The sequence below is a fragment of the Streptomyces sp. NPDC127068 genome, assembly GCF_042724695.1.
Lineage (GTDB): Bacteria > Actinomycetota > Actinomycetes > Streptomycetales > Streptomycetaceae > Streptomyces.
In genome coordinates, this window is the sequence record NZ_JBHXEN010000036.1 from 17,505 (window position 1) to 42,260 (window position 24,756).

The window sequence follows — 24,756 nt, forward strand, 5'->3', positions numbered from 1 at the left end:
TTGACCCTCCTCCGGTCCACGCCGACACCACCAGCATGGGGCACGGCCCCCTGGCGCGCGCGGGTCCCGGAGCGAGTGGGGGACACCCCGCGACGCGGCCGGCCCGGTGCGTCACGGGGTACCGCCGGGCACTCCGTCCACCCGGTTCCGCCGCCACAGTTCCTGGACGACGACCTCGCCCAGCCGCCAGCCGTCGACCGTCCGCACCAGGGCGAAGGCGTAGCGCCCCCCGCACTCGACGTCCGGCGCGACGCCCCTTCCGTCCGGTGCCGCGCCCAGCACGGTGAGGTAGTCCGCCCGCAGCCGCGCGGCCTCGCGCTCGTCGCGCTCCGGGTCGGCGAAGCGCAACTGCCGGTTGAGGACGAGGTGCTGCCGCAGCGGGTACGCGTCCAGCGTCCCCGCCAGCCAGGCGGTGACCTCGTGCACGTCGCCCGTGATTCCGCCGGCCGAGCGGTGGTCCGCCCGCCCACCGGGGACGAAGAGCCGGCGGAGCGCGTCCCAGTCGCCTTCGTCGAGGGCGCGGGCGTAGTCGGTGACGAGGTCGTCGATGGCGAGGCGGTCCATCACGGTCGCGAGGTCCGTGCGCTGGGTCATTGGATCAGTGTTGGCCAACCGTGCCCGCACGCCAAGGGGTTGCGCACCGTGGAGGCCGAGCAAGGCGAACTGCTGGCCGGAAGGCGTTGCTGTCGGAAGGTGCGGGTACGGTCGCACGATGAACAAGGACGCCGCAGCTCGGAACGACAGGCAAGCCCCCGCACGCCCCGGCCCGGTGGGCGCCGAGGACGTGACGACCGCCGTACGCCTGTCGGTGGACGCACTGGCGGCGGCCGTCGACCGGGACTGGTCGGTCCGGGCCGCCTCCCTCGACTGGGACTGTTGGGAGACCACCGAGCACCTCGCCGACGACTTGTTCGCCTACGCCGTGCAACTCGGCCCCCGCACACCGCCCTTGGACACCGAACTGCCCTTCCTCTTCACCCGGAGCCGGCCCGGCGCCCCGGCGCTCGCAGTGCGCGCCGACCGGGCGGCGGGCCCGGCCGGGTTGCTCCAGGTGCTGGAGGCGAGCGGTGCCCTGCTCGCCGCAGTGGTGCACACCCGTGCACCGGAGACCCGCGCGCACCACGGGTTCGGGGTGTCGGACCCGGAGGGCTTCGCCGCGATGGGGGTCGTGGAGATCCTGGTCCACACCCGGGACATCGCCGACGGGCTCGGTGGTGTCGACTGGGAGCCGCCCGCCGACCTGTGCACGCGGGTGCTCGCCCGGCTCTTCCCGGACGTCACGGTCGATGCGGATCCCTGGCGGACCCTGTTGTGGGCGACGGGACGGGCGGAACTGCCGGACCGTGCACGGCGTACGTCGTGGCGGTGGCACGGGGAACCGGGGACCGGCGTGGTCACCAGGCCCTGACGTCACTCCTGACGGCAGCGGCCCATTCGGTCACCAACGCCTCGTAGGTGCGTCGCTCTTCCGCTGACAGGCGACCGCCGGTCCGGAGCCAGAGGTCACGGATCTCCTCGTTGAGCGAGTCGGCGGAACGCACGCAACCGGAGTGCTCTTGGATGCGGGACATGCCACGAAGCTTAGGCGGTCGTTCTGACCATCCGCTACGCCTTGCCGTTAGTTCATTACTGTACGCAAGGTGCTGCGGAGCGCTTTGCGGAGAGAACGTGCAGGTCACGTGTGGTTTCCGGGCGTCAGGTGAGTCATGGGGACCGGGTTCGGTTGTGAGGCAACTCTCTCCTTCTCGGCCGATTTACCGGTCCCTGGCGGGTTTTGAACGTCCGCGGCGAGGTGCTGCGGTCTTCGGCCCCGCTGTCGATGTCAGTGGTGCCGCCTACGCTGCAAGCAACGTCAGCGCATGCTGGCTGCGTGAGCTGAGGCCCCGCCCCGGTTGGACAGCGCCTTCCGGGCGGGGCCGTCGTGCGCCTGCGGGGCCGCGTCGCCTCAGTGCCCGAACTCACCGGCGTGGGGGCTCAACACCCCGGCGCCGACCAGGACGAACAGCAGGATGCCCAGGGCGATCCGGTAGTAGACGAACGGCATGAAGCTCTTAGTGGTAATAAAGCGCATAAACCAGGCGATGACGGCGTACCCCACCACGAAGGCGATGAGGGTCGCGAAGACGAGCGGCCCCCACGACACGTGACCCGACCCCGCGTCCTTCAACTCGTACGCGCCGGAGGCGAGGACCGCGGGAATCGCCAGGAGGAACGAGTAACGGGCCGCCGCCTCCCGGGTGTACCCCATCAGCAGGCCGCCGCTGATCGTCGCACCGGACCGGGAGACCCCGGGGATCAGCGCCAGCGCCTGGCAACACCCGTAGACGAGGCCGTCCCGGACGCTCAGGTCCTTCAGCGTCTTGCGGGGGCGCACGGCCCGGTGCTTGCCGCCCGCCTCGTCCCGGGCGGCCAGGCGGTCCGCGACGCCGAGGACGACGCCCATCACGATGAGCGTCGTCGCGATGAGCCGCAGGTCCCGGAAGGGGCCCTCGATCTGGTCCTTGAGGGTCACGCCGAGCACACCGATCGGCAGCGACCCGAGGATCACCAGCCAACCCAGCTGCGCGTCGTGGTCACTGCGCAGGGACCGGTCCGTCAAGGACCGGAACCAGGCGGAGACGATCCGGGCGATGTCCTTGCGGAAGTAGATCAGCACGGCGGTCTCGGTGCCGATCTGGGTGATCGCGGTGAACGCGGCCCCCGGGTCCTGCCAGCCCGCGAACGCCGCGGTCAACCGCAGGTGGGCGCTGGAGGAGATGGGGAGGAACTCGGTCAGCCCCTGGACGAGTCCGAGGACGAAGGCTTCGAACCAAGACATGGAGTAACGGGATCCAGTGCTGATCGGGGCTCCGACCACGGGCACGCGGGCCGGATGCGGACGAGGGCGCACCCGTGCGGACGCGCACCCGCGGGAGCGGATGCGGACGGGGACACGGCGTACGGCTGCGGACGGGACGGTGCCGGACGTCCGGTGCGGAGGGAGCCCCGAGCGCCCGGTCGGCGTGACCACCGCGACCTGGTGCGCAGCGTAGGAGCCGCGGGTGAACCGGGGCTTACCGCGCGGCGGCCGGTGGGCGTCGGGCGGGCACCGCACCCCCGCCCGGCGTCGGGGACGGGGGCCGGTTCAACGGGTGCGTGAGCGTGCGTGCAGCGTGCGGGCCACCCGGGGCCCGGCCCACCGCTTGAACCGTCGTACCGCTTCCAGTCGGCCGGCGGCCCGGTCCAGCCGGTAGTACAACCGGGGCGGAAGGTGCGGGAGCAGCGGGGAGTGCCGCTGCCCGAGCAGGGCGAACATCTGTGCGGGCGGCAGCGTCATGTACCGCGGCAGGTCCTCGTACCACCGGGCGCTGTAGCGTGCCGCGCTCTGCACGGGGACCAGCGCCGCCCGGCGCTCCCGCTCGTACCGGGCCAGCGCCGAAGGGACGTCGGGCGCGCCGCGCAGCGCCCCGGCCAGCGAGATCGCGTCCTCCAGGGCGAGCGTCGTGCCCGCGCCGATGGAGTAGTGGGTGGTGTGCGCCGCATCGCCGAGGAGGACCAGGTCGCCCCGGTGCCAGGCGCGGTTGGTGACGGTCCGGAACGTCAGCCACTGGGCCGGTCCGTCCGACTGCTCGCGACCGATCAGCGGGTGCCCGTCCAGGGGGGCGGCGAAGAGCTTCTCCAGGAGGTTCAGCCCTTCGGCCTCGTCGGCGCGGTCGAGGCCGAGCCCGCGCCAGGTCGTGGGCGAGCACTCGATGACACAGGTGCTGCGGGTGGCGCTGAAGGGGTAGCCGTAGCACCAGATCCAGCCGTGGTCGGTGGCCACGAACGCGAACGTGAACGAGGTGAAGACCCGGGTGGTGCCCAGCCAGGCGTACACGTTCCGGCCGGAGGCGATCTCGGTGCCGAAGTGGCCGGCGTGCTGCTCCCGCAGGGCGCTGTGCACGCCGTCGGCGGCCACCACCAGGTCGGCCTCCGGGGGTTCGGTGACCTCCTGCTCGAACGCCAACCGCACGCCCAGGGCGGCGGCGCGGTCCGCCAGCAGGGCGAGCATCTGGCGCCGTCCGATGCCGAAGCCCTGGTCGCCGGGTTGCACGGTGGTGAAGTCGCCCACGTGGGCCACGCCCTGGTGCCAACTCACCGAGTGTTCGCGGATGGCCCGCGCGGACTCGGGGTCGCCCGCTCGCAGTCGGTCGAGGAGCGCGCTCCAGTAGGTGACGCCCCAGCCGTACGTCGATCCGGCGGGGTTGCGTTCGTAGACGGTGATGTCGTGGGACGGGTCCTGGCGCTTCATCAGGATCGAGAAGTACAGACCGGCGGGCCCGCCGCCGACGCAGGCGACCTTCACACACGCTCCCCAGGGTGACGCAAAGTGCATGACGAGTAACGTAGGGTAGCAGGATGTGGGCGTGGGGTCGCCCGTCCCGCGCGGGCCGGCCGCGGCGGATCGCCCCGTGCGGGGATCTGAGGAGCGGTCAGCGGCTCCGCAGCCGGTGGCGCTTGCGCCAGGCGACCACCGTGCCGAACAGCGCGGTGACCACGATGAACCCCGTCGCGATCAGGAAGCCGGGGGAGGTCGGGGTCTCGGCGCGGGCGCCCGCGATCACATAGGCGGCCGTGTTGGGGACGCAGCCCAGCGCGGTGGCGAGGACGAACGGGAACCACCCCATCCGGGACACCGCCGCACAGTAGTTCGCCGCTATGAAGGGCACCCCGGGGAAGAGGCGTATCGCCAGCATCGAGCGGAAGCCGTGTTCGCTCAGTTGCCCGTCGGCGGCCCGGAGCCAACGCCCCCGCAGCAGCGGGCGCAGCGCGTCCTGCCCCAGCAACCGCCCGAGGCCGAAGGAGAGGGCCGCGCCGAGCACGGTGCCCGCGACCGCCGCGCCCAGACCGAACCGCGCGCCGAGCAGTGCGCCCGCCGCGAGGTTGAGCAGGGGGCGGGGCACGAACACCACCGTGCACAGCCCGTAGGCCGCGGCGAACACCAGAGCGGCGGTGGCGCCCCGCAGCTGGGACGGCCAGCCGTCGGCGAGGAAGCGTTGCGGCTCGAACACCAGCATCCCGAGGGCCGCGCCCGCCAGCAGGACCACCAGCAGGGAGAGCCGGGACCAGGGCGACAGCAGGACCCCGACGCACCGTGCGGCGACGCTCGTCGAGGTCGCCGCCGGGATCGGCGCGGGTCGGGTGAGGGTGGTGTCCAGCATGCGGGGAGAGTAACCGACCCGTACATATGATCGCCGTCGGGTCCGCGGGCGTCGCGCCTCGGAACCGGCGCCGGCATCGGCATCGGCGGGGGCGCGGGCCAGTACCGCGACCGGGGTGCGGGTTGACACCGCGACCGGAATTAATCGGTCGACGGCGCCGCCCCCGGTCCGCGATGATCTCCCCATGTTCCGGCACACCTTCCCCCTCGCAGCATCCGCAGCAGCGGATGCTCGGAAGGCTGCCGCCCTCTGCTCGCTCGCGACCGTCGACGGCGCGCGACGCTGACCCTCCCCGGATCGACCGGCGGACCCCGCAGGGGGAGGGTCGGTAGGTCCTAGGGGTCCCCGGCACCGGAGTCGTGCTCCGTGCCCTCACCCACCTCCGCGATGCGAGGAACCCCCATGTCCAAGACGGCCTACGTGCGCACCAAGCCGCACCTCAACATCGGCACCATGGGTCACGTCGACCACGGCAAGACCACCCTGACCGCCGCGATCACCAAGGTGCTCGCCGAGCGCGGCACCGGCACCTTCGTGCCCTTCGACCGCATCGACCGGGCCCCGGAGGAGGCCGCCCGCGGCATCACCATCAACATCGCGCACGTCGAGTACGAGACCGACACCCGCCACTACGCCCACGTCGACATGCCCGGCCATGCCGACTACGTCAAGAACATGGTCACCGGGGCCGCGCAGCTCGACGGGGCGATCCTCGTCGTCTCCGCGCTCGACGGGATCATGCCGCAGACCGCCGAGCACGTCCTGTTGGCCCGCCAGGTCGGTGTCGACCACATCGTCGTGGCGATCAACAAGGCGGACGCGGGCGACGAGGAGCTGACCGACCTGGTGGAGCTGGAGGTCCGCGAGTTGCTGTCCGCGCACGGCTACGGCGGGGACACCGTGCCCGTGGTGCGGGTCTCGGGGCTGCGGGCGCTGGAGGGCGACCCCCAGTGGACCGAGTCCGTCGTGGCGCTGCTGGACGCGGTGGACACGTTCGTGCCGATGCCCGTGCGGTACGTCGACGCGCCGTTCCTGCTGTCGATCGAGAACGTCCTCACCATCACCGGCCGCGGCACCGTCGTGACCGGTGCGGTGGAGCGCGGCACCGTACGCGTCGGGGACCGGGTCGAGGTGCTCGGCGCCGGGGTCGAGACCGTCGTCACCGGCGTGGAGACCTTCGGCAAGCCGATGGACGAGGCGCAGGCCGGCGACAACGTGGCCCTGTTGCTGCGCGGGGTGGCACGGGACACCGTGCGACGCGGACAGGTGGTCGCGGCGCCCGGCAGCGTGGAGCCCCGACGCCGGTTCACCGCGCAGGTGTACGTCCTCTCCTCGGCGGAGGGCGGCCGGAGCACCCCGATCACCACCGGGTACCGGCCGCAGTTCTACATCCGCACCGCGGACGTCGTCGGGGACATCGACCTCGGCGAGCGGGCCTTGGCGCGGCCCGGCGACACCGTCTCCGTGACGGTCGAGCTGGGCCGGGACGTCCCGCTGGAGCCGGGCCTCGGCTTCGCGATCCGCGAGGGCGGCCGGACCGTCGGCGCGGGAACGGTGTCCCGGGTCGACTGACGTACGACGGTGCGAGGCCCCGTGGTGCAGCCGTCCCCGTGACGGCTGCACCACGGGGGACGGCACAATGGTCGGATGGAGGAGCCCGTACCCGTGGTCCGCGCCGTGGAGCACGGCACCGCCCGACTGCTGCCCGACATCGACCGGCCGCGGGCCTGGCTGCTCACCGTCGACGAGTCCCCGCAGTCGTACGTCGACCTCGACGACCCCGCGCACCTGGAGTTCGAGTACGCCCGCCGGCTCGGACACGTCATCGACACCGCCGCGCCGGCGGGCCGCCCGCTGGACGTGGTGCACCTGGGCGGCGGGGCGCTCACCCTGCCCCGCTACACCGCGGCCACCCGGCCCGGCTCCCGACAGCAGGTGGTGGAGGCGGACGGCGCCCTCAGCGCGCTCGTCGCCGCACACCTGCCGCTGCCCCCGGGGGCAGCGGTGCAGGTGCACCGGGCTGACGCCCTGGAGTGGCTGGTCCGGGCGCCCGCCCGTTCGGCCGACGTGCTGATCGCCGACGTGTTCGGCGGCTCGCGGGTGCCCGCCCACCTCACCACCCTCGGCTACGCACGGGCGGCGGAGCGGGTGCTGCGTGCGGACGGGGTGTACGCGGCGAACCTCGCGGACGGGGCGCCCTTCGCCTTCCTCCGGTCCCAACTGGCCACCTTCGCCGCCGTCTTCCCCGAGCTGGCGCTGATCGCCGAGCCCTCAGTGCTCCGGGGCCGCCGGTTCGGCAACCTGGTGCTGGTCGCCTCGCACGCCCCCGTCGCGGTCGCCGAGCTGGCGCGCCGGGTGGCCGCCGACGCGTTCGCCGCGCGGGTGGAGCACGGGGTCGCGCTGCGCCGCCGCACCGGGGACGCGAGGCCGGTGCGGGACGCGGACGCCGTGGCCTCACCCGAACCGCCGGGCGGTGCCTTCCGGGTCGGCTGACCGCGCGGCGGGCCGTCAGTCCCGGCCGTCGCCGACCGGTTTCCCGCCGGGGGCCGCGGGGACGGCCTCCACGTGCGGGGCGCCGGGCGAGACCACCGCACCCGGTTCCGGCGCCGCCGACGCGTCCCGTCGGGCCAGCTGGCGCACCTCCGGCACGAACAGCACCGCGGCGGTCACCACGACCACCAGCACCGCGCACCCCCACAGCGCGGCGGAGCGGCCGATGGTGTTCTCCGCCGGTCCGGCCAGCGCGGTGAAGACCGGGACCAACCCCACCGAGCCGAGCCAGTCGTACGCGGAGACCCGGGAGAACTTCTCCTCCGGGATCTCCTGGTGCATCGCGGTGATCCAGGAGACGCCGAACACCTCGATGGCGATGCCGCTCACGAACATCACCGCCACCAGGACCACCAGCGGCGTCGGCACGGCGAGCGCCGCGGCGGGGAGTGCCTGCGGGAAGATGCACAGCGTGCCCACGAACAGCAGTCTCCGGGGCTTCCAGCGGACCATCAGCAGCGCTCCGGCGACCGTGCCGACCCCGAAGGCCCCCAGCGCCAGTCCCCAGGGTGCCGCGCCGCCCAGTTCGTCCCGGGCGACCATCGGTCCGTACACGGCTTCGGAGACCCCGATCACCGCGACCACGATGGAGAACTGGGCCACGATCGACCAGAGCCAGGGCCGGCTGATCACCTCGTGCCAGCCGTCCCGCAGGTCGGCGAGCAGCCCCTCGCCGGGTTCCCGGGCCGGAATGTGTCGGACGTCGAGGAAGGCGCGCAGCGCCCCGGCCAGGGCGAAGGCGGCGGCGTCGATCGCGAGCACCCAGCCGGGGCCCATCGCGGCGACCATGGCGCCGCCCAGCGCGGCGCCGCCGATGCCCGCACCGTGCATGGCCATCCGGTACAGCGCGAAGGCGCGGCTCGCCTGTTCACTGGTCACCGACGACATGAGCATGCCCTCGGAGGCCGGGCTGAAGAAGGCCTGCCCGGCGCCGCCGAGGGCGGACAGCAGCATCATCTGCCAGAGGGTGGCCTCGCCGGTGAGGACGAGTACCGCGAACACCGCCTGGGACACGCAGTTCAGGGTGTTGGCGGCCACCATGACCCGGTGGCGCGGGAGTCGGTCGGCGACCGCTCCGCCGATCAGCAGGAAGACCACCAGCGGGACGGCGCGCGCCGCTGCCACCAGGCCCACGTCACCGCTGTCCCCGCCCCACTCCATGACGGCGAAGGCTGAGGCGATCAGTGCGCCGTGACTGCCCAGGTTGGTGATCACCGTGGCGGCGGTCAGGAGCACGTAGTTGCGGCCCGCCCAGGACGGTAGTCGTGGGCGTCGCGGGGAGGCGGAGGAGGTGTTCACCCCTGGACTATCGCCGGGGAAGGGCCGGGAGCCCAATCGGTTTTCCCGGTGGGCTCCGTGCCGGGTCCGCGTCCCCCGCCGTGGCCGTGCGGTGGGCCGCCCGATCGGGGCCCACCGCGGCGGGTGATCAGTCGGTGGGCTCGCCGTGCAGCCGGACCGTCTTGAGGATCTGGGTGATCAGCGAGTCCGGCACCTCCTCCTTCACGCCCTTGGCGCCGTACATGTTCCAGGCCACGTAGTCGCCCTTGGAGTTCTTGAAGCCGAAGGCGATGGACTTGCCGTCGGTCACGCACTTGCCCTTCTTGGGCGTGTTCGTGGAGTGGGCGCGCGCGATGCTGCCCTCGATGCCCGACGTGGTGGTGAAGGGCGTGCCCTTCTCGTCGAAGGTCATGCTCTTGCGGTCGGGCTGGGTGTAGCCGCCGTAGACCCACCAGGGGGCCTGCCGGACGGCCGCGTCCTCGGCGCTGGTGGCCCCGTTCGCCCCCTTGGTGCCGACGGTGGCGAGCGCGGTGCTGTCCGGGCTGCCGTCCTTCTCGTCGTCGGACTCGCACCACTTGGACTTGTAGTAGGCGGGCGCCGACATGACGATCAGCGGCTTGATCTTCTTGGACTTGGTGTCCTCGAAGCCGATGGACATGCCGGGCTGGTCGACCTCCCAGTTGGCCGGCACGTCGAAGGCGACCCCGCGCTTGGGGTTGTAGACGACCTTCCACCCCGCGATGGTCGGCTTGATGTCCTCGCTGTCGCGCGGGTTCTCGGTGGCGGACGGCTCCGGAGGGGGCGCCGGGGCGGAGGCCGATGCGCTCGTGTCACCGCCCTTGGCGGCCGGTTCCTTCTCGTCCTCGCCGCCGAGCACGAGGAAACCGGTGACCCCCGCGGCCACGAGCACGGCGAGCGCCGCCCCGATCGCGACGACCTTGGTCCGGCTCCCGCCACCACCGCCGTCGCCGCCCGGCGCCCCGGGCACGGCCGGGCCGGCCGGCACGGTGGGCGCCCCCCAGGGCGGCTGCTGACCCGGCTGCTGCGCATACGGGTTGGGCTGCTGGTACCCGGGCTGTTGGTACGGGTTGGGCTGCTGATAACCCGGCTGCTGGTACGGGTTGGGGTTCTGCGCTTGCGGGTTCTGCTCGCCCCCGGGCTGCTGCTGTCCTGGCCACATGGGCAGTAACCATAGTGGCGCCGGGCAACGGCTGAGTCACAGGTCCTCGACGGGTCCGTGGCCGGCGCGTGGTCCCGGAGACCCTGGCCAACGCTCCTACCCGCGGGTAACATCCGGGCATGAGCGCAGACCGCACGTCCGTGGGCGAGATGCTCGCCGCCACCGTCCCGATGGCCCGCACCCTGAACCTGGAGTTCCAGGAAGCCGGTTCACAGCGGGCGGTGGTGCTCCTCCCCGACCAGGGCGACTACCACAACCACGTCGGCGGACCGCACGCCGGAGCCATGTTCACCCTCGGGGAATCGGCCAGCGGCGCCATCGTGCTCGCGGCGTTCGGCGAGCAGCTCTCCCGCGCCGTGCCGCTCGCCGTGCGCGCCGAGATCGCCTACAAGAAGCTGGCCATGGGCCCCGTCACCGCCACTGCCACCCTGGGGCGGCCGGCCGCCGACGTCATCGCCGAACTCGACGCGGGCGGCCGTCCCGAGTTCCCCGTCGACATCGCCATCCGACGTGCGGACGGGGCGGTCACCGGGGAGATGACGGTGGTCTGGACGCTGCGACCGCACGGCTGAGCGCGGTGCGGCGGGCCCGGCTCCACGAACCCGCCGCGCCCCACCGCTCACCTGCCGGCCGATTCGCCCCCGCCCGCGGTCCGCTCCGCGGTCCGCTCCGCGTGGGCGTCGCGGTGCGCCCCGGCGAGTTGCACGTAGAGGGCACCGTTGCGGGTGATGCCGGCCCGCTCCTCCTCGGTCAGCGGCCGGCGCACCTTGGCGGGCACGCCCGCCACCAGGGAACCGGCCGGCACCTCCATGCCCTGCGGGACGAGGGCCCCGGCCGCCACCAGCGAACCGGCGCCGATCACCGCACCGTTGAGCACGGTCGCCCCCATGCCGATCAGGGCGTCGTCGCCGACCGTGCACCCGTGCACCACCGCGTTGTGGCCGATGGTGACGCGTTCGCCGACGGTGACCGGGAAGCCGGGGTCGACGTGCACCGTGCAGTTGTCCTGGACGTTGCTGTCCGCACCGATCACGATCGGACCGCAGTCGCCGCGCAGGACGGCGCCGTACCAGACGCTCGCCCCGGTGCGGACGGTCACGTCGCCGATCACGACGGCGGTGGGGGCGACGAACGCGCCCGGGTCCACCTCGGGGTCCTTGCCGCCGACCCCCGCGATCAGTGCCCGCTCGGCCATGACTGGTCTCCTTGTCGTCGATGCGGTCGGCGCCGCCGTGGGACGCGCGTGTCCACGGCACGGTAGGCGACGCCGCGCGCGGACGGTCCAGCGGATGGGGTGAAGATCACACGGGTGCCCGCGGCACCCTGTCGTACCCGTGAGTAGGGTGGCCGGGTGCCGAAGAGGTGGAACGCGCTCTCCGTCCTGGCCCGGGGCCCGGGGCGCTGGTCGCGGCGCGCGGCCCAGCAGGTCGTCCACGCGGGCTGGGCCTGGGCGCAACGCGCGGGAGCGGTCACCGCGGAACACCCCGGACGTCTGGACTTCGGGTCCATCGGCACCGGCACCCGGCTGGCGTTCCCCCAGGGCACCGTCTTCGGGGAGCCCTGGATCCACCTCGGCGCCCACTGCATCATCGGCGAACAAGTCACCCTGACCGCCGGCCTGCTGCCCGGTCTCGACCTCGGCCCCGACCCGATCCTGTGCATCGGCGACGGCGTCGTCCTCGGGCGGGGCAGCCATGTCGTCGCCGACACCACGGTCACCATCGGCGCGGACAGCTACTTCGGCCCGTACGTCTACGTGACGTCGACCAACCACTCGTACGACGACCCCGACCAGCCCATCGGCAAGCAGTGGCCGCGGATGGAGCCCGTCGAGATCGGGTCCGGCTGCTGGATCGGTACCGGGGCCGTGATCCTGCCGGGCGCCCGGATCGGGCGGAACGTGGTCGTGGCGGCCGGCGCGGTGGTGCGCGGCAGCGTGCCCGACCACGCGGTGGTCGCGGGCGCGCCTGCGAAGGTGGTCCGGCGGTGGACCGCGCAGGAGGGCTGGCAGCCGCCGTTGCGGACCCCCGCGCCGGTACCCCCACCGGAGGGCGTGACGCCCGAGCAACTGCTCGTGTTCGCGCAGGAAGACCCCGAGGACGAGCGGCCCGCTTGACGGCCACCGACGCGACCGGTCGGGCCGGGGCCGGGTGCACGGGTCCGCGCGGGGGTCGGCGCACCGCACCGGTGGAGTGCTGTCGGTGCGCTCAGGGGCCCTCGAAGTACAGTGCGGTCAGCCGTGGGGCCCTCGCCCGGAAACACACCGTGGCGCACCGTACCGGCGGTCCGCCCGGCCAACACCATGGACGGAACGTGTCGGACCTCGATCAGCTCACCCAGTCCCTCGCCCGCAACCTCAAGCGGTGGCGCGGCGAGCGCGGATTCACCCTGGACGCCCTCGCAGCCCGCTCGGGCGTCAGCCGGGGGATGATCATCCAGATCGAGCAGGCCAGGACCAACCCGAGCGTCGGCACCACGGTGAAGCTCGCGGACGCCCTCGGCATCAGCATCGCCACCCTGCTCGACCACGAACCGGGGCCGCAGGTCCGGCTCGTCCCGCCCGAGCGGGCGGTGCGCATGTGGTCGACGGACGCCGGGAGCCACACCCTGCTCCTGGTCGGCACCGAACGCCGCGGCCCCCTGGAACTGTGGGCGTGGCGCCTGATGCCGGGCGAGGGCAGCACCTCCGACCCGCACCCCGGCGGAACCGTGGAACTGCTGCACGTGACCGCCGGCCGACTGACGCTCGTCGTGGACGGCACCCCGCACGCGATGCCCGCCGGCACCTCGGCGACCTTCGAGGCCAACGTGCCCCACACCTACCGCAACGACGGCTCCGAAGTGGTCGAGATGACCATGGCGGTGGCCGTTCCACCGGCGCGTTGACCCGTTCGCCGGACTGTTAGCGTGCCCGTATGCGCGCACCCATCGGCACCTTCGGCAACGCCGTCCCCGCTGCCGACCACCTGGACGAACTCATCGCCCCGATCGCCGACGCGGTCCGCCACTGGCACGGCACCGTCCCGGTGGAGCAGTTCCTCTACGTCGACACGGAACCGCAGTGGGCGGACACCGCGACCTTCACCGAGCACTACGGACCCGACCTGCTCGCCGCCTCCGCCAACTGCGTGGTCGTCGCGGCCAAGCGCGGCGGCGAGACCACCCTGGCCGCCTGCGTCGTCCCGTCCGCCGTGCGCGCCGACGTCAACGGCGTCGTACGCCGTCAGTTGGGCGCGCGCAAGGCGTCCTTCGCCGCGATGGACACCGCGACCGGGCTCACGGGCATGGAGTACGGAGGCATCACCCCCATCGGGTTGCCCGCCGACTGGCCGCTGCTGGTGGACGCCGCCGTGGTCGACCTCCCGCACGTGCTGCTCGGCAGCGGCCGTCGTCGGGGGAAGCTGATCGTGCCCGGCAAGGCCCTCGCCGAGCTGCCGGGGGCGACCGTCATCGAAGGGCTCGGCCGCGCCTGAACCGCCGCGGCGGGCTCAGCCCAGCCGCGGTATCTCGATCGCGGGGCACCGGTCCATCACCATGGCGAGCCCGGCCGCCCGGGTGCGTGCGTACGCCGCCTCGTCCACCACGCCGAGCTGGAACCACACGGCCCGCGCGCCCTTGGCCACCGCCTCGTCGGCCACCGGGCCGGCCAGTTCCGCGTTCACGAACACGTCCACCACGTCCACGTCGAACGGGATGTCGGCGAGCGAGGCGTACCCCTGCTCGCCGTGGACCGTCTCGGCCTTGGGATGGACCGGCACGACGCGCTTGCCGAAGCGCTGGAGGACCCGCGCCACGCCGTACGCGGCCCGCGACTCGTTGGTGGAGAGGCCGACGACGGCCCAGGTGTCACCGGACTCGGTGAGGATCTTCTCGACCGTCGCCTGGTCGCCGTACATGGGTGCCTCCCTGCGTAGGCGGGCGGCCCGCTGCCGTCCCACACCCGAGAACGAAGCGGGGCGGCCGGAGATTCCCCCGCCGCGTACCCCGCGCCGCGCAGCGCCTACGCTGGGACGATGCAGGACGCGTACCGCACGGTCGCCCGACAGGGTGTGCACGAGATCGAGATCAACCGCTCGCGCTTCCTGTGCGCGCTGGCACCCGCCGCCACCGAGCGGGAGGCCCAGGACTTCATCGCCCGCGTCCGACGGGAGCACGCCGACGCCACCCACAACTGCTCCGCGTACGTCATCGGGGCCGACGCCTCGGTGCAGCGGGCCTCGGACGACGGCGAACCCGGTGGCACCGCGGGCGTGCCCATGCTCCAGATGCTGCTGCGCCGCGACGTCCGGTACGCCGTCGCCGTCGTCACCCGTTACTACGGCGGGGTCAAACTGGGCGCCGGAGGACTGATCCGGGCCTACGGGGGAGCCGTCGGAGAAGCACTGGACGTCCTCGGCACGGTGACCCGCAGACGCTTCCGACTGGCCACCGTCACCGTCGACCACCAGCGGGCCGGCAAGGTGCAGAACGACCTGCGCGCCACCGGCCGCGAGGTGCGCGGGGTGCGGTACGCGGAGGCGGTCACCATCGAGATCGGGTTGCCCGACGCGGAGGTCGAGGCGTTCCGCGGCTGGCTCGCCGACGCGACCGCCGGGACGGCCGTCCTCGAACTGGGCGGCGAAGCGTACGGCACCGTCTGAGCCCGCCCACCGGCAACGGACGCGGCCGTCAGCCGACCACTCACAGGGACAGTCTCACCGCCCCCACGGCCCTGTTCGGCGACGTAGGCTCGCCCTATGAACCCAAGCGAACTGGGTGATTTCCTCCTTTCTCGACGTGCCGGGACGATTCCGGAACGGGTGGGGATCACCGTGCGCAGCAGCCGGCGCGTCCCCGGTCTACGGCGCGAGGAGGTGGCGCGCCTCGCCGGCGTGAGCGTCGCGTACTACACCCGCCTCGAACAAGGACACAGCCGCAACGCCTCGGACTCCGTCCTCGACGGCCTCGCCCGGGCGCTGCGCCTGGACGCCACCGAGCGCGCCCATCTGTACGACCTCGCCCGCGCCCCCGGTCGCACGGCCCCGGGCCCGCCGCCCCCGGAGACCCCACACCCGAGGACGCTCGCCCTCCTCGACTCCCTCCCCGCACTGCCCGCCGTCCTCCTGGGGCGCCGCAACGACGTACTTGCCTGGAACCGGCTTGGGCACGCACTGCTCGCCGGGCACCTGGACCACGACGCGCCGCAGGACCCCGCGCGGCGACCCTCCCTGTCGCGGATGCTCTTCCTCGACCCGCACGCCCGGGAACAGGAAGCGGACTGGGAGACCTACGCCAAGACCCACGTCGGCTATCTACGCCTGGTCGCCGGACGCCACCCGGACGACCCCGCGCTCACCGCCCTCATCGGTGAACTCGTGATGAAGAGCCCCGAGTTCACCGCCCTGTGGTCGGCGGGCCACGTACGGGACTGCACCTTCGGCAGCCGTCGACTGCGGCACCCGGTGGTGGGGGAGCTGGAGCTGGCCTACCAGGTGTGGCTCCAGCCGGACAGCCCCGACCACCGGCTGGAGATCCTCACCGCCGAGCCCGGCAGCGCATCGGCCGACGCCCTCGCCCTGCTCGCCACCCTCAGCCCGCCCGCGGCCCACCGGGCGCACTGAGCACACCCCGCCCGCGCGGCGGACCGTCACCGCACACCCACACCCACACCTTCGGGCCCGGACCGCCGCTCGGCGTGCCGTCGTGCCCGCGAACAGGAGCCCCCCATGAACACCACCCAACCGCAGGACGCCCGGCTCGCCCTCGTCGTGGGCGGCACCGGCATAGCGGGCCGCGCCCTGTGCCGGGAACTCACCGCGCAGGGCTGGCGGGTCGTCAGCCTCTCCCGGAGCGCCCCGCCCGCCCGGGACGGCGTGCACACCGTCACCGCCGACCTGACCGACCCGGAGTCCGTACGGGCGGCCCTCGCCCCACTGGCACCCACGCACGTGTTCTTCACCGCCTGGAGCAGGCGGGCGACCGAAGCCGAGAACATCGCCGTCAACGCCGCCATGGTGCGCCACGTCCTGGAGGAGACCAGCCGGTCCGGTCGGCTGCGTCACGTGGCCCTGGTCACCGGGATGAAGCACTACGTGGGCCCCTTCGGCGCGTACGCGGTCGGGGAGATCAGGGACACCCCCTTCCGGGAGGACGAGCCGCGGCTCTCCGTCCCGAACTTCTACTACGCGCAGGAGGACGAACTCTGGAAGGCCGCCGCGGACCACGGTTTCGCCTGGAGCGTCCACCGGTCCCACACGATCATCGGCCATGCGCTGGGCAACGCGATGAACATGGGGATGACCCTGGCCGCGCAGGCGGCCCTGTCCCGGGCGGCAGGCCGGCCCTTCGTCTTCCCCGGCAACGAGGTGCAGTGGAACGGCGTCACCGACATGACCGACGTGGGCCTGCTCGCCCGGCAGATGATCTGGGCGGCGACCGCTCAGGGGCTGCCGAGCCAGGCGTACAACACCGCCAACGGCGACACCTTCCGCTGGCGGTGGATGTGGCCCCGCATCGCGGAACTCCTGGACGTCGAGCCGGAGGGTTACGCGGACCGGCCGCGTCCGCTGGAGCAGCAGATGGCGGGAGCGGGGGAGCCCTGGCGGGCGTTGGCCGTGCGGGAGCGTCTCGTCGAGCCCGAGTTGGCGCGGGTCGCGTCCTGGTGGCACACGGACGCGGACCTCAACCGGCCCGTCGAGTGCTTCAGCGATCTGACGCGTAGCCGCGCCGCCGGGTTCACGGACTACGTCGACACCCTCGCGTCCTTCACGGCCCTGTTCGAGACCTTGCGCAGGGAGCGGGTCATCCCCGGTTGACGGATCGGGTGCGTCCTGCTGCGGGTGAGTCGTGGTTGCTCGCGCAGTTCCCCGCGCCCCTTTCGGGGCTGTTCCGGCGGGGGTGCGATGTCCCCTGCGGGTGCGTCGTGGTTGCCCGCGCAGTTCCCCGCGCCCCTTTCGGGGACCGGCCTGGGACGGCGGCGGGAGGGGCCCCGATAGGGGCGCGGGGAACTGCGCAACAGTGGGACGCAGCCCACAGGACAACGCACCCCGAGCACCGCGCACCCGAACAGGATCGCGCGCCCAGCGGGACGTACCCTGGCCGGATGGTGAGAGGCGTGGGTGGGCAGATGGACGTCGTGACCGGGCTCGTGCGGTCCTCGTACCTGGTCAACGCCGTCTACGCCGAATCCGCACGCGCACTCGGACTGCCCCCGCAACAGGGCCAGCTGCTGTGCGTGCTGATGCCGCAGCCCTACCCCATGAGCGAGCTGGGCGCGATCCTCGGGCTGGCGAAGTCGAGCCTGACCGGCCTGGTCGACCGGACCGCCCGGCGTGGTCTGGTGCGGCGGGAAACCTGCCACCACGACGGGCGGGCCGTCGTGGTCGCCCTCACCGAGGAGGGCGCCGCACTCGCCGAGGAGTTCTACCAGGGCACCCGCCGACGCGTCGACGCGCTCCTGGGCGACCTCTCCGGGGCCGAACGCACCGCCCTCGCGGAACTGCTCGCCAGGGTGGTCGAGACCAACCGGGTCCCGGTGGTCTTCCTGGAGTCGGACGGGGAGCCGGCGCCTGCGGGGGACCGTCACAGCGTGCCGAACAGCTCCGCGTAACGGTCCGTGCCCAGGTCCGCCCCCTTGTACTGCGTGACGGTCTCCGCGAACAGCACGGACGGGCCGTCGGGGGTGGCCATCTGCCCGACCCCGGCCCGGGGCCCGAGCGGGAGGAGGATCGAGGCGGGGGACGTCCGGTAGACGGCCGACGGCCGCTCGCCCCGCACCTGGGCGCGGACGTTCCGGGCCACCACCTCCGCGTGCCGCACCGCGTGCGCGGCCATCTTCGCTTCGTCGAGGTCCGTGAGGTCGCCGACCGCGTAGACACGTTCGTGCCCGTCGACCTGGAGGGTCTCGATCACGCGGACCGGCCCCCGCGCCGTGCGGGCCGCCGCCAGGTCGGCGCCGAGGTAGCCGCTGTCGATGTGCACCCCGTGGCAGCGGAACCAGATGTCGGCCCGGACCTCGCCGTCGGTGGTGGCGACGGTGAAACCCGCCCGCCGGCCCGGTTCGGTCGGTGGCTGCGCGGTGAGCCGGGTGCCCAGCCGCAGCTCCACCCCCAGCTCGTCGAGCTGACGCCGGAGCTCCTCGCGCATCTCCGGTGCGAACGCGGGGACGAGTTGCTCCGTCGGATCGACGACGGTCACGTGCTTGTCCGGCCAGACCGCCTTGACCTCCCCGGACAGTTCGAGGCCGACGGGACCGGCGCCGAGGATCAGCACCCGCTCGGCGGCCGAGAGTTCCGCGTGCACGGCGCGGAGCCTCGCCAGCGCCTCGCCGGCCGAATCGATCTCCCACTTCGCGGGGAACGGATAGCCGGAACCGGAGGCGAGCACCAGGTAGTCGGCGTCGATGCGCCGGCCGGACGCCAGGGTGACGCCGCGGGAGTCCACCGAGGCGGCCCGCGCACGGACGAACCGGCCGCGCTTCAGCAGCGTGTCGTACGGGAAGAAGATGTTCTCCGCCCAGTCCGGGCGGACCAGTGCGCGCAGCGCCCCGGCGGAGTGGACGAAGGCGTCCTTCGGATCGATTAGCACGACGTCGGCCTCCTCGTCCAGCGCCTTGGCGACCGCCGAGCCCGCGTAGCCCCCGCCGATGACTGCGACGACACGTCCCATGTCTCCCACTCCCCTAGATGGTTCGTAGTGCGAACTGTATTGGTTCGTGACGCGAACTAGCAAGTGTCGGTGGAGGGCCCGGGCCCGTGCCGGCCCGGGCGCCCGCAGGCGCTAGCGTGGTCGACGTGCACAGCGGGGCTCGGAGCGATCCGGTCCTCGGCCCAGGGGATGAGCAGGGGGAAACATGCAGGTCGGAGCGGTATCTTGAGGATTCTGCACACCTCCGACTGGCATTTGGGTCGGACGTTCCACCGGGTGAACCTGCTCGATGCCCAAGCCGCGTTCATCGCCCACCTGGTCGACACGGTCCGCGAGCACGGAGTGGAAGCCGTCGTGGTCTCCGGCGACGTGTACGACCGGGCCGTGCCCCCACTGGCCGCCGTGGAGCTCTACGACGAGGCCCTGCACCGGCTCGCCGAACAGGGCGTACCCACGGTGATGATCTCCGGCAACCACGACTCCGCCCGTCGGCTCGGCGTCGGCGCGGGGCTCCTCAGCCGGGCGGGCGTCCACCTGCGGACCGATCCGGCCGCGGTGGGAACCCCGGTGCTGCTGCCCGACACCCACGGCGACGTCGCCTTCTACGGGCTGCCCTACCTGGAGCCCGGCCTCGTACGGGACGAGTTCGGCGTCGAGCGGGCCCGCCACGACCAGGTGCTCGGCGCCGCGATGGACCGGGTGCGCGCCGACCTCGCGCAGCGCCCCGCCGGCACCCGCTCGGTGGTCCTCGCCCATGCCTTCGTCACCGGCGGGCACGTCAGCGACAGCGAACGCGACATCACCGTGGGCGGGGTGGCCTCCGTCCCCCGGGAGGTCTTCGACGGGGTCGACTACGTGGCCCTCGGCCACCTCCACGGCTGCCAGACCCTCAGCGAACGGGTGCGGTACTCCGGCTCCCCCCTCGCCTACTCCTTCTCCGAGGTCGACCACCGCAAGACCCTGTGGCTCGTCGACCTCGACGCGGGCGGCGCGGTGCGCGCCGAACGCATCGACTGCCCGGTGCCGCGCCCCCTCGCCCGGCTCCGCGGGTCCCTGGCCGACCTCCTGGAGGACCCCCGGCTCGCCCCCCACGAGAACGCCTGGGTCGAAGCCACCCTCACCGACGCGGTCCGCCCCGACGACCCCATGGCCCGCCTGCTCACCCGCTTCCCGCACACCCTGAGCCTGGTCTTCGCTCCGGACCGCGCGGACGAGGACGAGGGGACCTCCTACGGGCAACGCCTGTCGGGGCGCACCGACCAGGAGATCGCCGAGGACTTCGTCGCCCACGTCCGCGGCGCCGGCCCCGACGCACCCGAGCGGGCCGTACTGCGGGACGCCTTCGACGCCGTCCGGACCGCCGACACCGTGCGCGAGGTCGCCCGATGAGACTCCACCACCTCCGCGTCCAGGCGTTCGGCCCCTTCGGCGCCGCCCACCGGATCGACTTCGACGACCTCGCCCGCGCCGGACTCTTCCTGCTCCACGGCCCCACCGGCGCGGGCAAGACCTCCGTCCTCGACGCGGTCTGCTACGCGCTCTACGGATCGGTGCCCGGGGCCCGGCAGCAGGGCCAGGGCACGCACCTGCGCAGCGACCACGCCGACCCGACCACGGTCACCGAGGTGAGCCTGGACCTCACGGTCGCCGGTCGCCGCATCGAAGTGACCCGCAGGCCCCCCTGGTCCCGCCCCAAGAAACGCGGCTCCGGCACCACCACCGAGAAGGCGTACAGCGCCCTGCGCGAGTACCGCTCGGGTGCCTGGAAGGACCTCAGCCGCTCCCACCAGGAGATCGGCGAGGAGGTCGGTCAACTCCTCGGCATGACCAAGGAACAGTTCTGTCAGGTGGTGCTGTTGCCCCAGGGCGACTTCGCCCGCTTCCTGCGCGCCGACGCCGAAGCCCGGGGCAAGCTGCTCGGCCGACTCTTCGACACCGGTCGTTTCGCCGGCGTGGAACAGTGGCTGGCCGAGCACCGCCGGGCGGGGGAGGCCGCGGTACGCGAAGCGGACACCGCACTGCTCGCCCTGGCCAACCAGATGGTCACCGCGGCGGGTGCCCTCCGCGAAGGGGCGACGGACCTCCCGCTGCCCAACGCCGCGCCCGGCGAGCCCGGCCTCAGCACGGACGTCCTCGGCTGGGCCGCCGTGGCTCGGACCGCGGCCCGCGAACGCTTCGCCCACGCCGAGATCGCCCTCGCCGCCGCCGAGTCCGACGCCGCCACCGCTCGGCGGACCCTGACCGAGACGAGCGAACGCCACCGACTCCAAACCCGGTTCGCCCAGGCGAGGCAGCGGGCGGCGGCACTCGCCGAACGGGCCGCGGAGCACCGCACGGACCTGCTGCGCCGGGAACGGGCCGGCAAGGCCGAGACGGTGGCCCCCGCGCTGGAACTGCGGACCGCCGCCGAGGACCGCCACCGCTCGGCCACCCGGACCGAAGCCGAGGCGCGTGCGGCCCTCGACGCGCTGCCCCCCGCCGCGGAACCCGTGGCGGAAGCCGGCGCGGTCCCCGATGCGGAAACCGGCGGGGACGAGCCGCTTCGCAACGCCCTCTCCGGCCTCGACGTCAGCGGGCTGCGGTCGGCCGCCCGTCGGGCCACCGAAGAACTCGGCGGCCTGGAATCCGCGCGCCGCGCCGAGCGCCGCCTCACCGAGCTGACCGCCGAACTCACCGCATCCCGCGGCGAGGAGCGCACCGACCAGGAGATCGTCCTGGAGGCCACGGGTTGGCTCGACGACTGGGACGCCACCCGTACGGCACTCCGCCGGGACATCGACACCGCCCGGGAAGCGGTGGCCGGGGCCGATGCCCTGGCGGCACAGCGGGAACCCGCGCGCCTACGCCTGGAAGCCGCCCGGCTGCGCGATCGGCTCGCCGAACGGGTCGTCGAGGCCGAACGGCACCGCCGGGAGGCCGACGACCGTGCGGGCGAGGCCCGGCAGCAGTGGCTGGACCTGAAGGAACAGCGGCTGAACGGCATCGCCGCCGAACTCGCCGCGACCCTCCTCGACGGGCAGCCCTGCGGCGTGTGCGGCGCCACCGAGCACCCCCACCCCGCCCGCAGGACGCCCGGCCACGTCGACCGCGCAGCCGAGGACGCCGCCCACGACACCTACCAGCGGGCCGACGCGGACCGTACCGCCGCCGTCGAGAGCAGCGCCCGGGTCCGCGCGGAACTCGCCGGCGCGACGGCCGGCGCCGGGGACGAACCCGTCGAACGGCTCGCCGCCGCCGTCACGGCGCTCAGTGAGGAGCACGCCGCCGCCCACCGGGTCGCCGCCGGGCTGCACGCCGCCCAGGAGGCCCTGGACCGGGCCGAGGGCGAGCACGCCCGTAGGCTCGCCGCCCAGCAGGAGGCCGCCCGGCGCGCCGCCTCCCGCGCCTCCCGACGGGAGGCCCTGGAGCGCGAGGCGGCCACCCTGGCACAGGAGTTGGACCGGTCCCGCGGGGGCGCCGTCAGCGTGGCCGCCCGCGCCGCCGACCTCGAACGCCGCGTGGAGTCGCTGCACACCGCCGTCGACGCCGTGCGCGCGGGCGCCGAGGCCGCCGGGCAACTCAAGGAGGCCGATGCGCGGGTGGCGGACGCCGTCTTCCGCGCCGGTTTCGCCACCGACGAGGAGGCCGACCGCGCCCGGCTCGACCCCGCGGCGCACCGGGAACTCCAGCAGCGGATCGACACCTGGCAGCGGGCGGACGCCGAGGTCCGCGCCGTCCTCACCGAAGCGGACACGGTCGCGGCGGGAGCCTCGCCCCCCGCGGACCTGTCGGGCGCCGAGCGGACCGCGCACCGCGCCGACCAGCGGCTCCGGGACGCCACGACCGCGCTCGCCGCCGCCGGCCGCGACCGCGACCAGTTGGACCGGCTCTCCGCACGGGCCACGGCCGCCGCCCGTGCACTGGCCCCGCTGCGCGAGGAGCACGAGCGGGTCGCCCGGCTCGCCGGTCTCACGGCCGGCACCTCCGCGGCGAACGAACGCCGGATGCGTTTGGAGTCCTACGTACTGGCGGCCCGACTGGAACAGGTGGCCGCCGCGGCGACGGCCCGGCTGGCCCGGATGTCACAGGGCCGCTACACCCTCGTGCACTCCGACGACCGTGCGGGGCGGGGGCGTTCGGGCCTCGGTCTCCATGTGGTGGACGCCTGGACGGGCCGGGAACGGGACACCGCGACCCTCTCCGGCGGAGAGACGTTCTTCGCCTCGCTCGCCCTCGCGCTGGGCCTCGCCGACGTGGTCTCCGACGAGGCCGGGGGCGTACGGCTCGACACCCTCTTCATCGACGAGGGGTTCGGCAGCCTGGACGACCAGACCCTGGACGAGGTCCTGGACGTGCTCGACTCGCTGCGCGAACGGGACCGGTCGGTGGGGATCGTGAGCCACGTGCCCGATCTGCGTCGCCGGGTGCACGCCCAACTGGAGGTCGTGAAGGGGCGCGGCGGGTCTTCGGTGCGCCAGCGGAACGGGGGCCGCTGAACCGGGCGGCCCCTCGGTCACCGGGCGAGCGCCCGCCGTGCCAGTGGCGACGAGTACACCACGCTCGTCGTCACCGAACCCAGCGTGCCGATCCGGCCCGACACCTGCTCCAGGTGGCTCATGGACCGCGCGGCGACCTTGATCATGAAGCAGTCGTCGCCCGTGACGTGGTGCGCCTCCAGGATCTCGGGCGTCGCGGCGACCAGGTCGTGGAACGGCTTGTAGTTGCCGGTCGGGTAGCGCAGCCGGACGAACGCGAGGATCGGCAGGCCCAACCGCTGCGGATCGAGGACCGCCGCGTACCCCTGGATGACGCCCGCCTCCTCCAGCCGCCGCACGCGTTCCGTCACCGCGCTCGGCGACATCGACACGGCACGGGCGAGGTCCGCGTAGCTGGCCCGGCCCTCGCGCTGGAGGACATCGAGGATGCGCCAGTCGGTGGCATCGGGGGAATGGTCGGTCATCACCGAGGAATACCAGGGGGAACCACGGTGGGACAAGCCCGGTCCCGTGGATCGACCGTTCACCCGCGGCCGGGGGATCCGTAGATTTTTCGGTGCCGGCAGACACCGCCCCGCCTTCCGGGGACGGAGCCGGGAGCACCGACCCACGGAGGAACCCACGATGACCACCCGCACCGCCCGCACCGCACCGCACCCCGTGCTGCGGGTTCCGCCGGCGTCTCCCGAGCGGGCCGCCGCCCACTTCGCGGCGAGCCTCGCCTTCCACACGGACGCCTCGGACGTGGCCGCCGCGCTCGCCGACGACGGGGACCCCGGGTTCGTCGTCGTGGACTGCCGCTCCACCGAGTCCTGGGACCAGGGGCATCTGCCCTCGGCCGTGCACCTGCCCACCGCGTTGGTCCCCGAGCAGGCAGAGCGGCTCCTCGACCGGTCCGTGCCGGTCGTCACCTACTGCTGGGGGCCGGGCTGCAACGGCGCCGCGCGGGCCGCCCTCGCCCTCGCCGAACGGGGCTACCGGGTCAAGGAGATGCTCGGCGGGTTCGAGTACTGGGCCCGGGAGGGCTTCCCCTACGAGACCTTCGAGGGTCCCGCACGCCGGGACCCCGACCCGCTGACCGCGCCGCGCGCCGCCCCGCACTGCGGCTGCTGAGCAGGTGAGCACCGGGGGACGGCCCGCGACCGGGCGCGGCCCCGTCGAGGCCCTGGATTGGGCGGGGTGACCGAGCACTCCTTCCTCGCCGCGGTCCGGGAGTCCTACGACGCCGTCGCCGCCGACTACGCGCAGCACGTCAAGGCGCCCTCCGAGCTGGATCCGCTGTCGCGGGCGGTGCTGACCGCGTTCGCCGAACTCGTCCGGACCGGGGCCCACCCGGGCCGGTCGCCGACGTGGGCCCGGGAGGCCCATCCCGAACTGCGGTTCACTGTGGGCTCCATGACCGCATTGGAGGTCGGCGACCACCAACTCGGCGGCCTCCTGGCCCCCGAGGAGAGCGCCCGGTGCCCGG

At 73.5% G+C, this 24,756-nt stretch carries 25 protein-coding genes and 1 pseudogene; 15 read left to right on the plus strand and 11 right to left on the minus strand.

Annotated elements, in window-relative coordinates; all coding sequences use genetic code 11:
- Window positions 1–111 precede the first annotated feature (111 nt).
- Window positions 112–594, minus strand: coding sequence for a nuclear transport factor 2 family protein (locus tag ACFWIA_RS22315; protein ID WP_387007749.1), 483 nt, complete (start codon window positions 592–594; stop codon window positions 112–114).
- Between the two features lie 118 nt (window positions 595–712).
- On the opposite strand from ACFWIA_RS22315, the gene ACFWIA_RS22320 reads away from it, so the two are divergent.
- A complete protein-coding gene (locus ACFWIA_RS22320; protein ID WP_387007751.1) occupies window positions 713–1,408 on the plus strand; it encodes a hypothetical protein in 696 nt (231 codons plus the stop codon).
- Here the strand turns inward: ACFWIA_RS22320 and ACFWIA_RS22325 are convergent.
- The 4 genes from ACFWIA_RS22325 to ACFWIA_RS22340 form a co-directional block, all read right to left on the minus strand.
- Window positions 1,395–1,571 (minus strand): hypothetical protein, encoded by a 177-nt coding sequence (locus tag ACFWIA_RS22325; RefSeq protein ID WP_385494723.1) that lies wholly within the window; start codon window positions 1,569–1,571, stop codon window positions 1,395–1,397. The two genes, ACFWIA_RS22320 and ACFWIA_RS22325, sit on opposite strands and share 14 nt — an antisense overlap.
- Before the next feature lie 374 nt (window positions 1,572–1,945).
- Complete coding sequence (locus tag ACFWIA_RS22330; protein ID WP_387007753.1) at window positions 1,946–2,818, minus strand: undecaprenyl-diphosphate phosphatase; 873 nt, start codon at window positions 2,816–2,818, stop codon at window positions 1,946–1,948.
- Between the two features lie 306 nt (window positions 2,819–3,124).
- Window positions 3,125–4,354 (minus strand): FAD-dependent monooxygenase, encoded by a 1,230-nt coding sequence (locus ACFWIA_RS22335; protein WP_387007754.1) that lies wholly within the window; start codon window positions 4,352–4,354, stop codon window positions 3,125–3,127.
- Between the two features lie 97 nt (window positions 4,355–4,451).
- Entirely contained in the window at window positions 4,452–5,180 is a 729-nt protein-coding gene (locus tag ACFWIA_RS22340) for a TVP38/TMEM64 family protein (protein ID WP_387007755.1), read from the minus strand.
- A gap of 402 nt (window positions 5,181–5,582) precedes the next feature.
- Between ACFWIA_RS22340 and tuf the strand changes: the two genes are divergently transcribed.
- Window positions 5,583–6,752, plus strand: a complete 1,170-nt coding sequence (gene tuf, locus ACFWIA_RS22345) for an elongation factor Tu (protein ID WP_387007757.1) — start codon at window positions 5,583–5,585, stop codon at window positions 6,750–6,752.
- Between the two features lie 75 nt (window positions 6,753–6,827).
- Window positions 6,828–7,673 (plus strand): spermidine synthase, encoded by an 846-nt coding sequence (locus tag ACFWIA_RS22350; protein ID WP_387007759.1) that lies wholly within the window; start codon window positions 6,828–6,830, stop codon window positions 7,671–7,673.
- A gap of 15 nt (window positions 7,674–7,688) precedes the next feature.
- Here the strand turns inward: ACFWIA_RS22350 and ACFWIA_RS22355 are convergent, their stop codons facing one another.
- Both ACFWIA_RS22355 and ACFWIA_RS22360 read right to left on the minus strand, forming a co-directional pair.
- Entirely contained in the window at window positions 7,689–9,029 is a 1,341-nt protein-coding gene (locus ACFWIA_RS22355) for an MFS transporter (RefSeq protein WP_387007761.1), read from the minus strand.
- A gap of 127 nt (window positions 9,030–9,156) precedes the next feature.
- Window positions 9,157–10,188, minus strand: coding sequence for a hypothetical protein (locus tag ACFWIA_RS22360; RefSeq protein ID WP_387007763.1), 1,032 nt, complete (start codon window positions 10,186–10,188; stop codon window positions 9,157–9,159).
- A gap of 119 nt (window positions 10,189–10,307) precedes the next feature.
- Here ACFWIA_RS22360 and ACFWIA_RS22365 point away from each other — a divergent pair, with 119 nt between their 5' ends.
- Entirely contained in the window at window positions 10,308–10,760 is a 453-nt protein-coding gene (locus tag ACFWIA_RS22365; RefSeq protein ID WP_387007764.1) for a DUF4442 domain-containing protein, read from the plus strand.
- Window positions 10,761–10,807: 47 nt separating this feature from the next.
- Here the strand turns inward: ACFWIA_RS22365 and ACFWIA_RS22370 are convergent, their stop codons facing one another.
- Window positions 10,808–11,383 carry a gamma carbonic anhydrase family protein gene (locus ACFWIA_RS22370; RefSeq protein ID WP_387007766.1) on the minus strand — a complete coding sequence of 192 codons (576 nt, stop codon included), beginning with the start codon at window positions 11,381–11,383 and terminating at the stop codon, window positions 10,808–10,810.
- Between the two features lie 156 nt (window positions 11,384–11,539).
- Between ACFWIA_RS22370 and ACFWIA_RS22375 the strand changes: the two genes are divergently transcribed.
- The 3 genes from ACFWIA_RS22375 to ACFWIA_RS22385 all read left to right on the plus strand — a co-directional run bounded on the left by ACFWIA_RS22375 (window position 11,540) and on the right by ACFWIA_RS22385 (window position 13,661).
- Entirely contained in the window at window positions 11,540–12,304 is a 765-nt protein-coding gene (locus ACFWIA_RS22375) for an acyltransferase (protein ID WP_387007768.1), read from the plus strand.
- A 197-nt stretch (window positions 12,305–12,501) separates the two neighbouring features.
- Window positions 12,502–13,074, plus strand: coding sequence for a helix-turn-helix domain-containing protein (locus tag ACFWIA_RS22380; RefSeq protein WP_387007770.1), 573 nt, complete (start codon window positions 12,502–12,504; stop codon window positions 13,072–13,074).
- A 29-nt stretch (window positions 13,075–13,103) separates the two neighbouring features.
- Window positions 13,104–13,661 carry a YbaK/EbsC family protein gene (locus ACFWIA_RS22385; RefSeq protein ID WP_387007772.1) on the plus strand — a complete coding sequence of 186 codons (558 nt, stop codon included), beginning with the start codon at window positions 13,104–13,106 and terminating at the stop codon, window positions 13,659–13,661.
- Between the two features lie 15 nt (window positions 13,662–13,676).
- On the opposite strand, the gene ACFWIA_RS22390 is transcribed toward ACFWIA_RS22385, so the two are convergent.
- Window positions 13,677–14,084 carry a CoA-binding protein gene (locus tag ACFWIA_RS22390; protein WP_387007774.1) on the minus strand — a complete coding sequence of 136 codons (408 nt, stop codon included), beginning with the start codon at window positions 14,082–14,084 and terminating at the stop codon, window positions 13,677–13,679.
- Window positions 14,085–14,201: 117 nt separating this feature from the next.
- Here ACFWIA_RS22390 and ACFWIA_RS22395 point away from each other — a divergent pair, with 117 nt between their 5' ends.
- The 4 genes from ACFWIA_RS22395 (at window position 14,202) to ACFWIA_RS22410 (ending at window position 17,776) form a co-directional block, all read left to right on the plus strand.
- Window positions 14,202–14,828 carry a YigZ family protein gene (locus ACFWIA_RS22395; RefSeq protein WP_387007776.1) on the plus strand — a complete coding sequence of 209 codons (627 nt, stop codon included), beginning with the start codon at window positions 14,202–14,204 and terminating at the stop codon, window positions 14,826–14,828.
- A gap of 96 nt (window positions 14,829–14,924) precedes the next feature.
- Window positions 14,925–15,788, plus strand: coding sequence for a helix-turn-helix domain-containing protein (locus ACFWIA_RS22400; protein WP_387007778.1), 864 nt, complete (start codon window positions 14,925–14,927; stop codon window positions 15,786–15,788).
- Window positions 15,789–15,893: 105 nt separating this feature from the next.
- A complete protein-coding gene (locus ACFWIA_RS22405) occupies window positions 15,894–16,982 on the plus strand; it encodes an SDR family oxidoreductase (RefSeq protein WP_387007780.1) in 1,089 nt (362 codons plus the stop codon).
- 287 nt (window positions 16,983–17,269) lie between these two features.
- Window positions 17,270–17,776 (plus strand): MarR family winged helix-turn-helix transcriptional regulator, encoded by a 507-nt coding sequence (locus ACFWIA_RS22410; RefSeq protein ID WP_387007782.1) that lies wholly within the window; start codon window positions 17,270–17,272, stop codon window positions 17,774–17,776.
- On the opposite strand, the gene ACFWIA_RS22415 is transcribed toward ACFWIA_RS22410, so the two are convergent.
- Complete coding sequence (locus ACFWIA_RS22415) at window positions 17,749–18,834, minus strand: NAD(P)/FAD-dependent oxidoreductase (RefSeq protein WP_387007784.1); 1,086 nt, start codon at window positions 18,832–18,834, stop codon at window positions 17,749–17,751. The two genes, ACFWIA_RS22410 and ACFWIA_RS22415, sit on opposite strands and share 28 nt — an antisense overlap.
- Before the next feature lie 204 nt (window positions 18,835–19,038).
- Between ACFWIA_RS22415 and ACFWIA_RS22420 the strand changes: the two genes are divergently transcribed.
- Entirely contained in the window at window positions 19,039–20,202 is a 1,164-nt protein-coding gene (locus ACFWIA_RS22420) for an exonuclease SbcCD subunit D (protein WP_387007786.1), read from the plus strand.
- The gene (locus ACFWIA_RS22425; protein ID WP_387007788.1) at window positions 20,199–23,288 is read left to right on the plus strand and encodes an AAA family ATPase; all 3,090 of its coding nucleotides are present in this window, start codon (window positions 20,199–20,201) and stop codon (window positions 23,286–23,288) included. Before ACFWIA_RS22420 ends, ACFWIA_RS22425 begins: the two co-directional genes overlap by 4 nt.
- Window positions 23,289–23,305: 17 nt before the next feature.
- Here ACFWIA_RS22425 and ACFWIA_RS22430 read toward each other — a convergent pair whose 3' ends face one another.
- Window positions 23,306–23,752 (minus strand): Lrp/AsnC family transcriptional regulator, encoded by a 447-nt coding sequence (locus ACFWIA_RS22430; RefSeq protein ID WP_387007790.1) that lies wholly within the window; start codon window positions 23,750–23,752, stop codon window positions 23,306–23,308.
- A gap of 160 nt (window positions 23,753–23,912) precedes the next feature.
- Between ACFWIA_RS22430 and ACFWIA_RS22435 the strand changes: the two genes are divergently transcribed.
- Window positions 23,913–24,401 (plus strand): rhodanese-like domain-containing protein, encoded by a 489-nt coding sequence (locus ACFWIA_RS22435; RefSeq protein WP_387007792.1) that lies wholly within the window; start codon window positions 23,913–23,915, stop codon window positions 24,399–24,401.
- A 66-nt stretch (window positions 24,402–24,467) separates the two neighbouring features.
- Window positions 24,468–24,731, plus strand: a pseudogene (locus ACFWIA_RS22440) (SAM-dependent methyltransferase); the annotation flags it as partial.
- Between the last annotated feature and the right edge of the window lie 25 nt (window positions 24,732–24,756).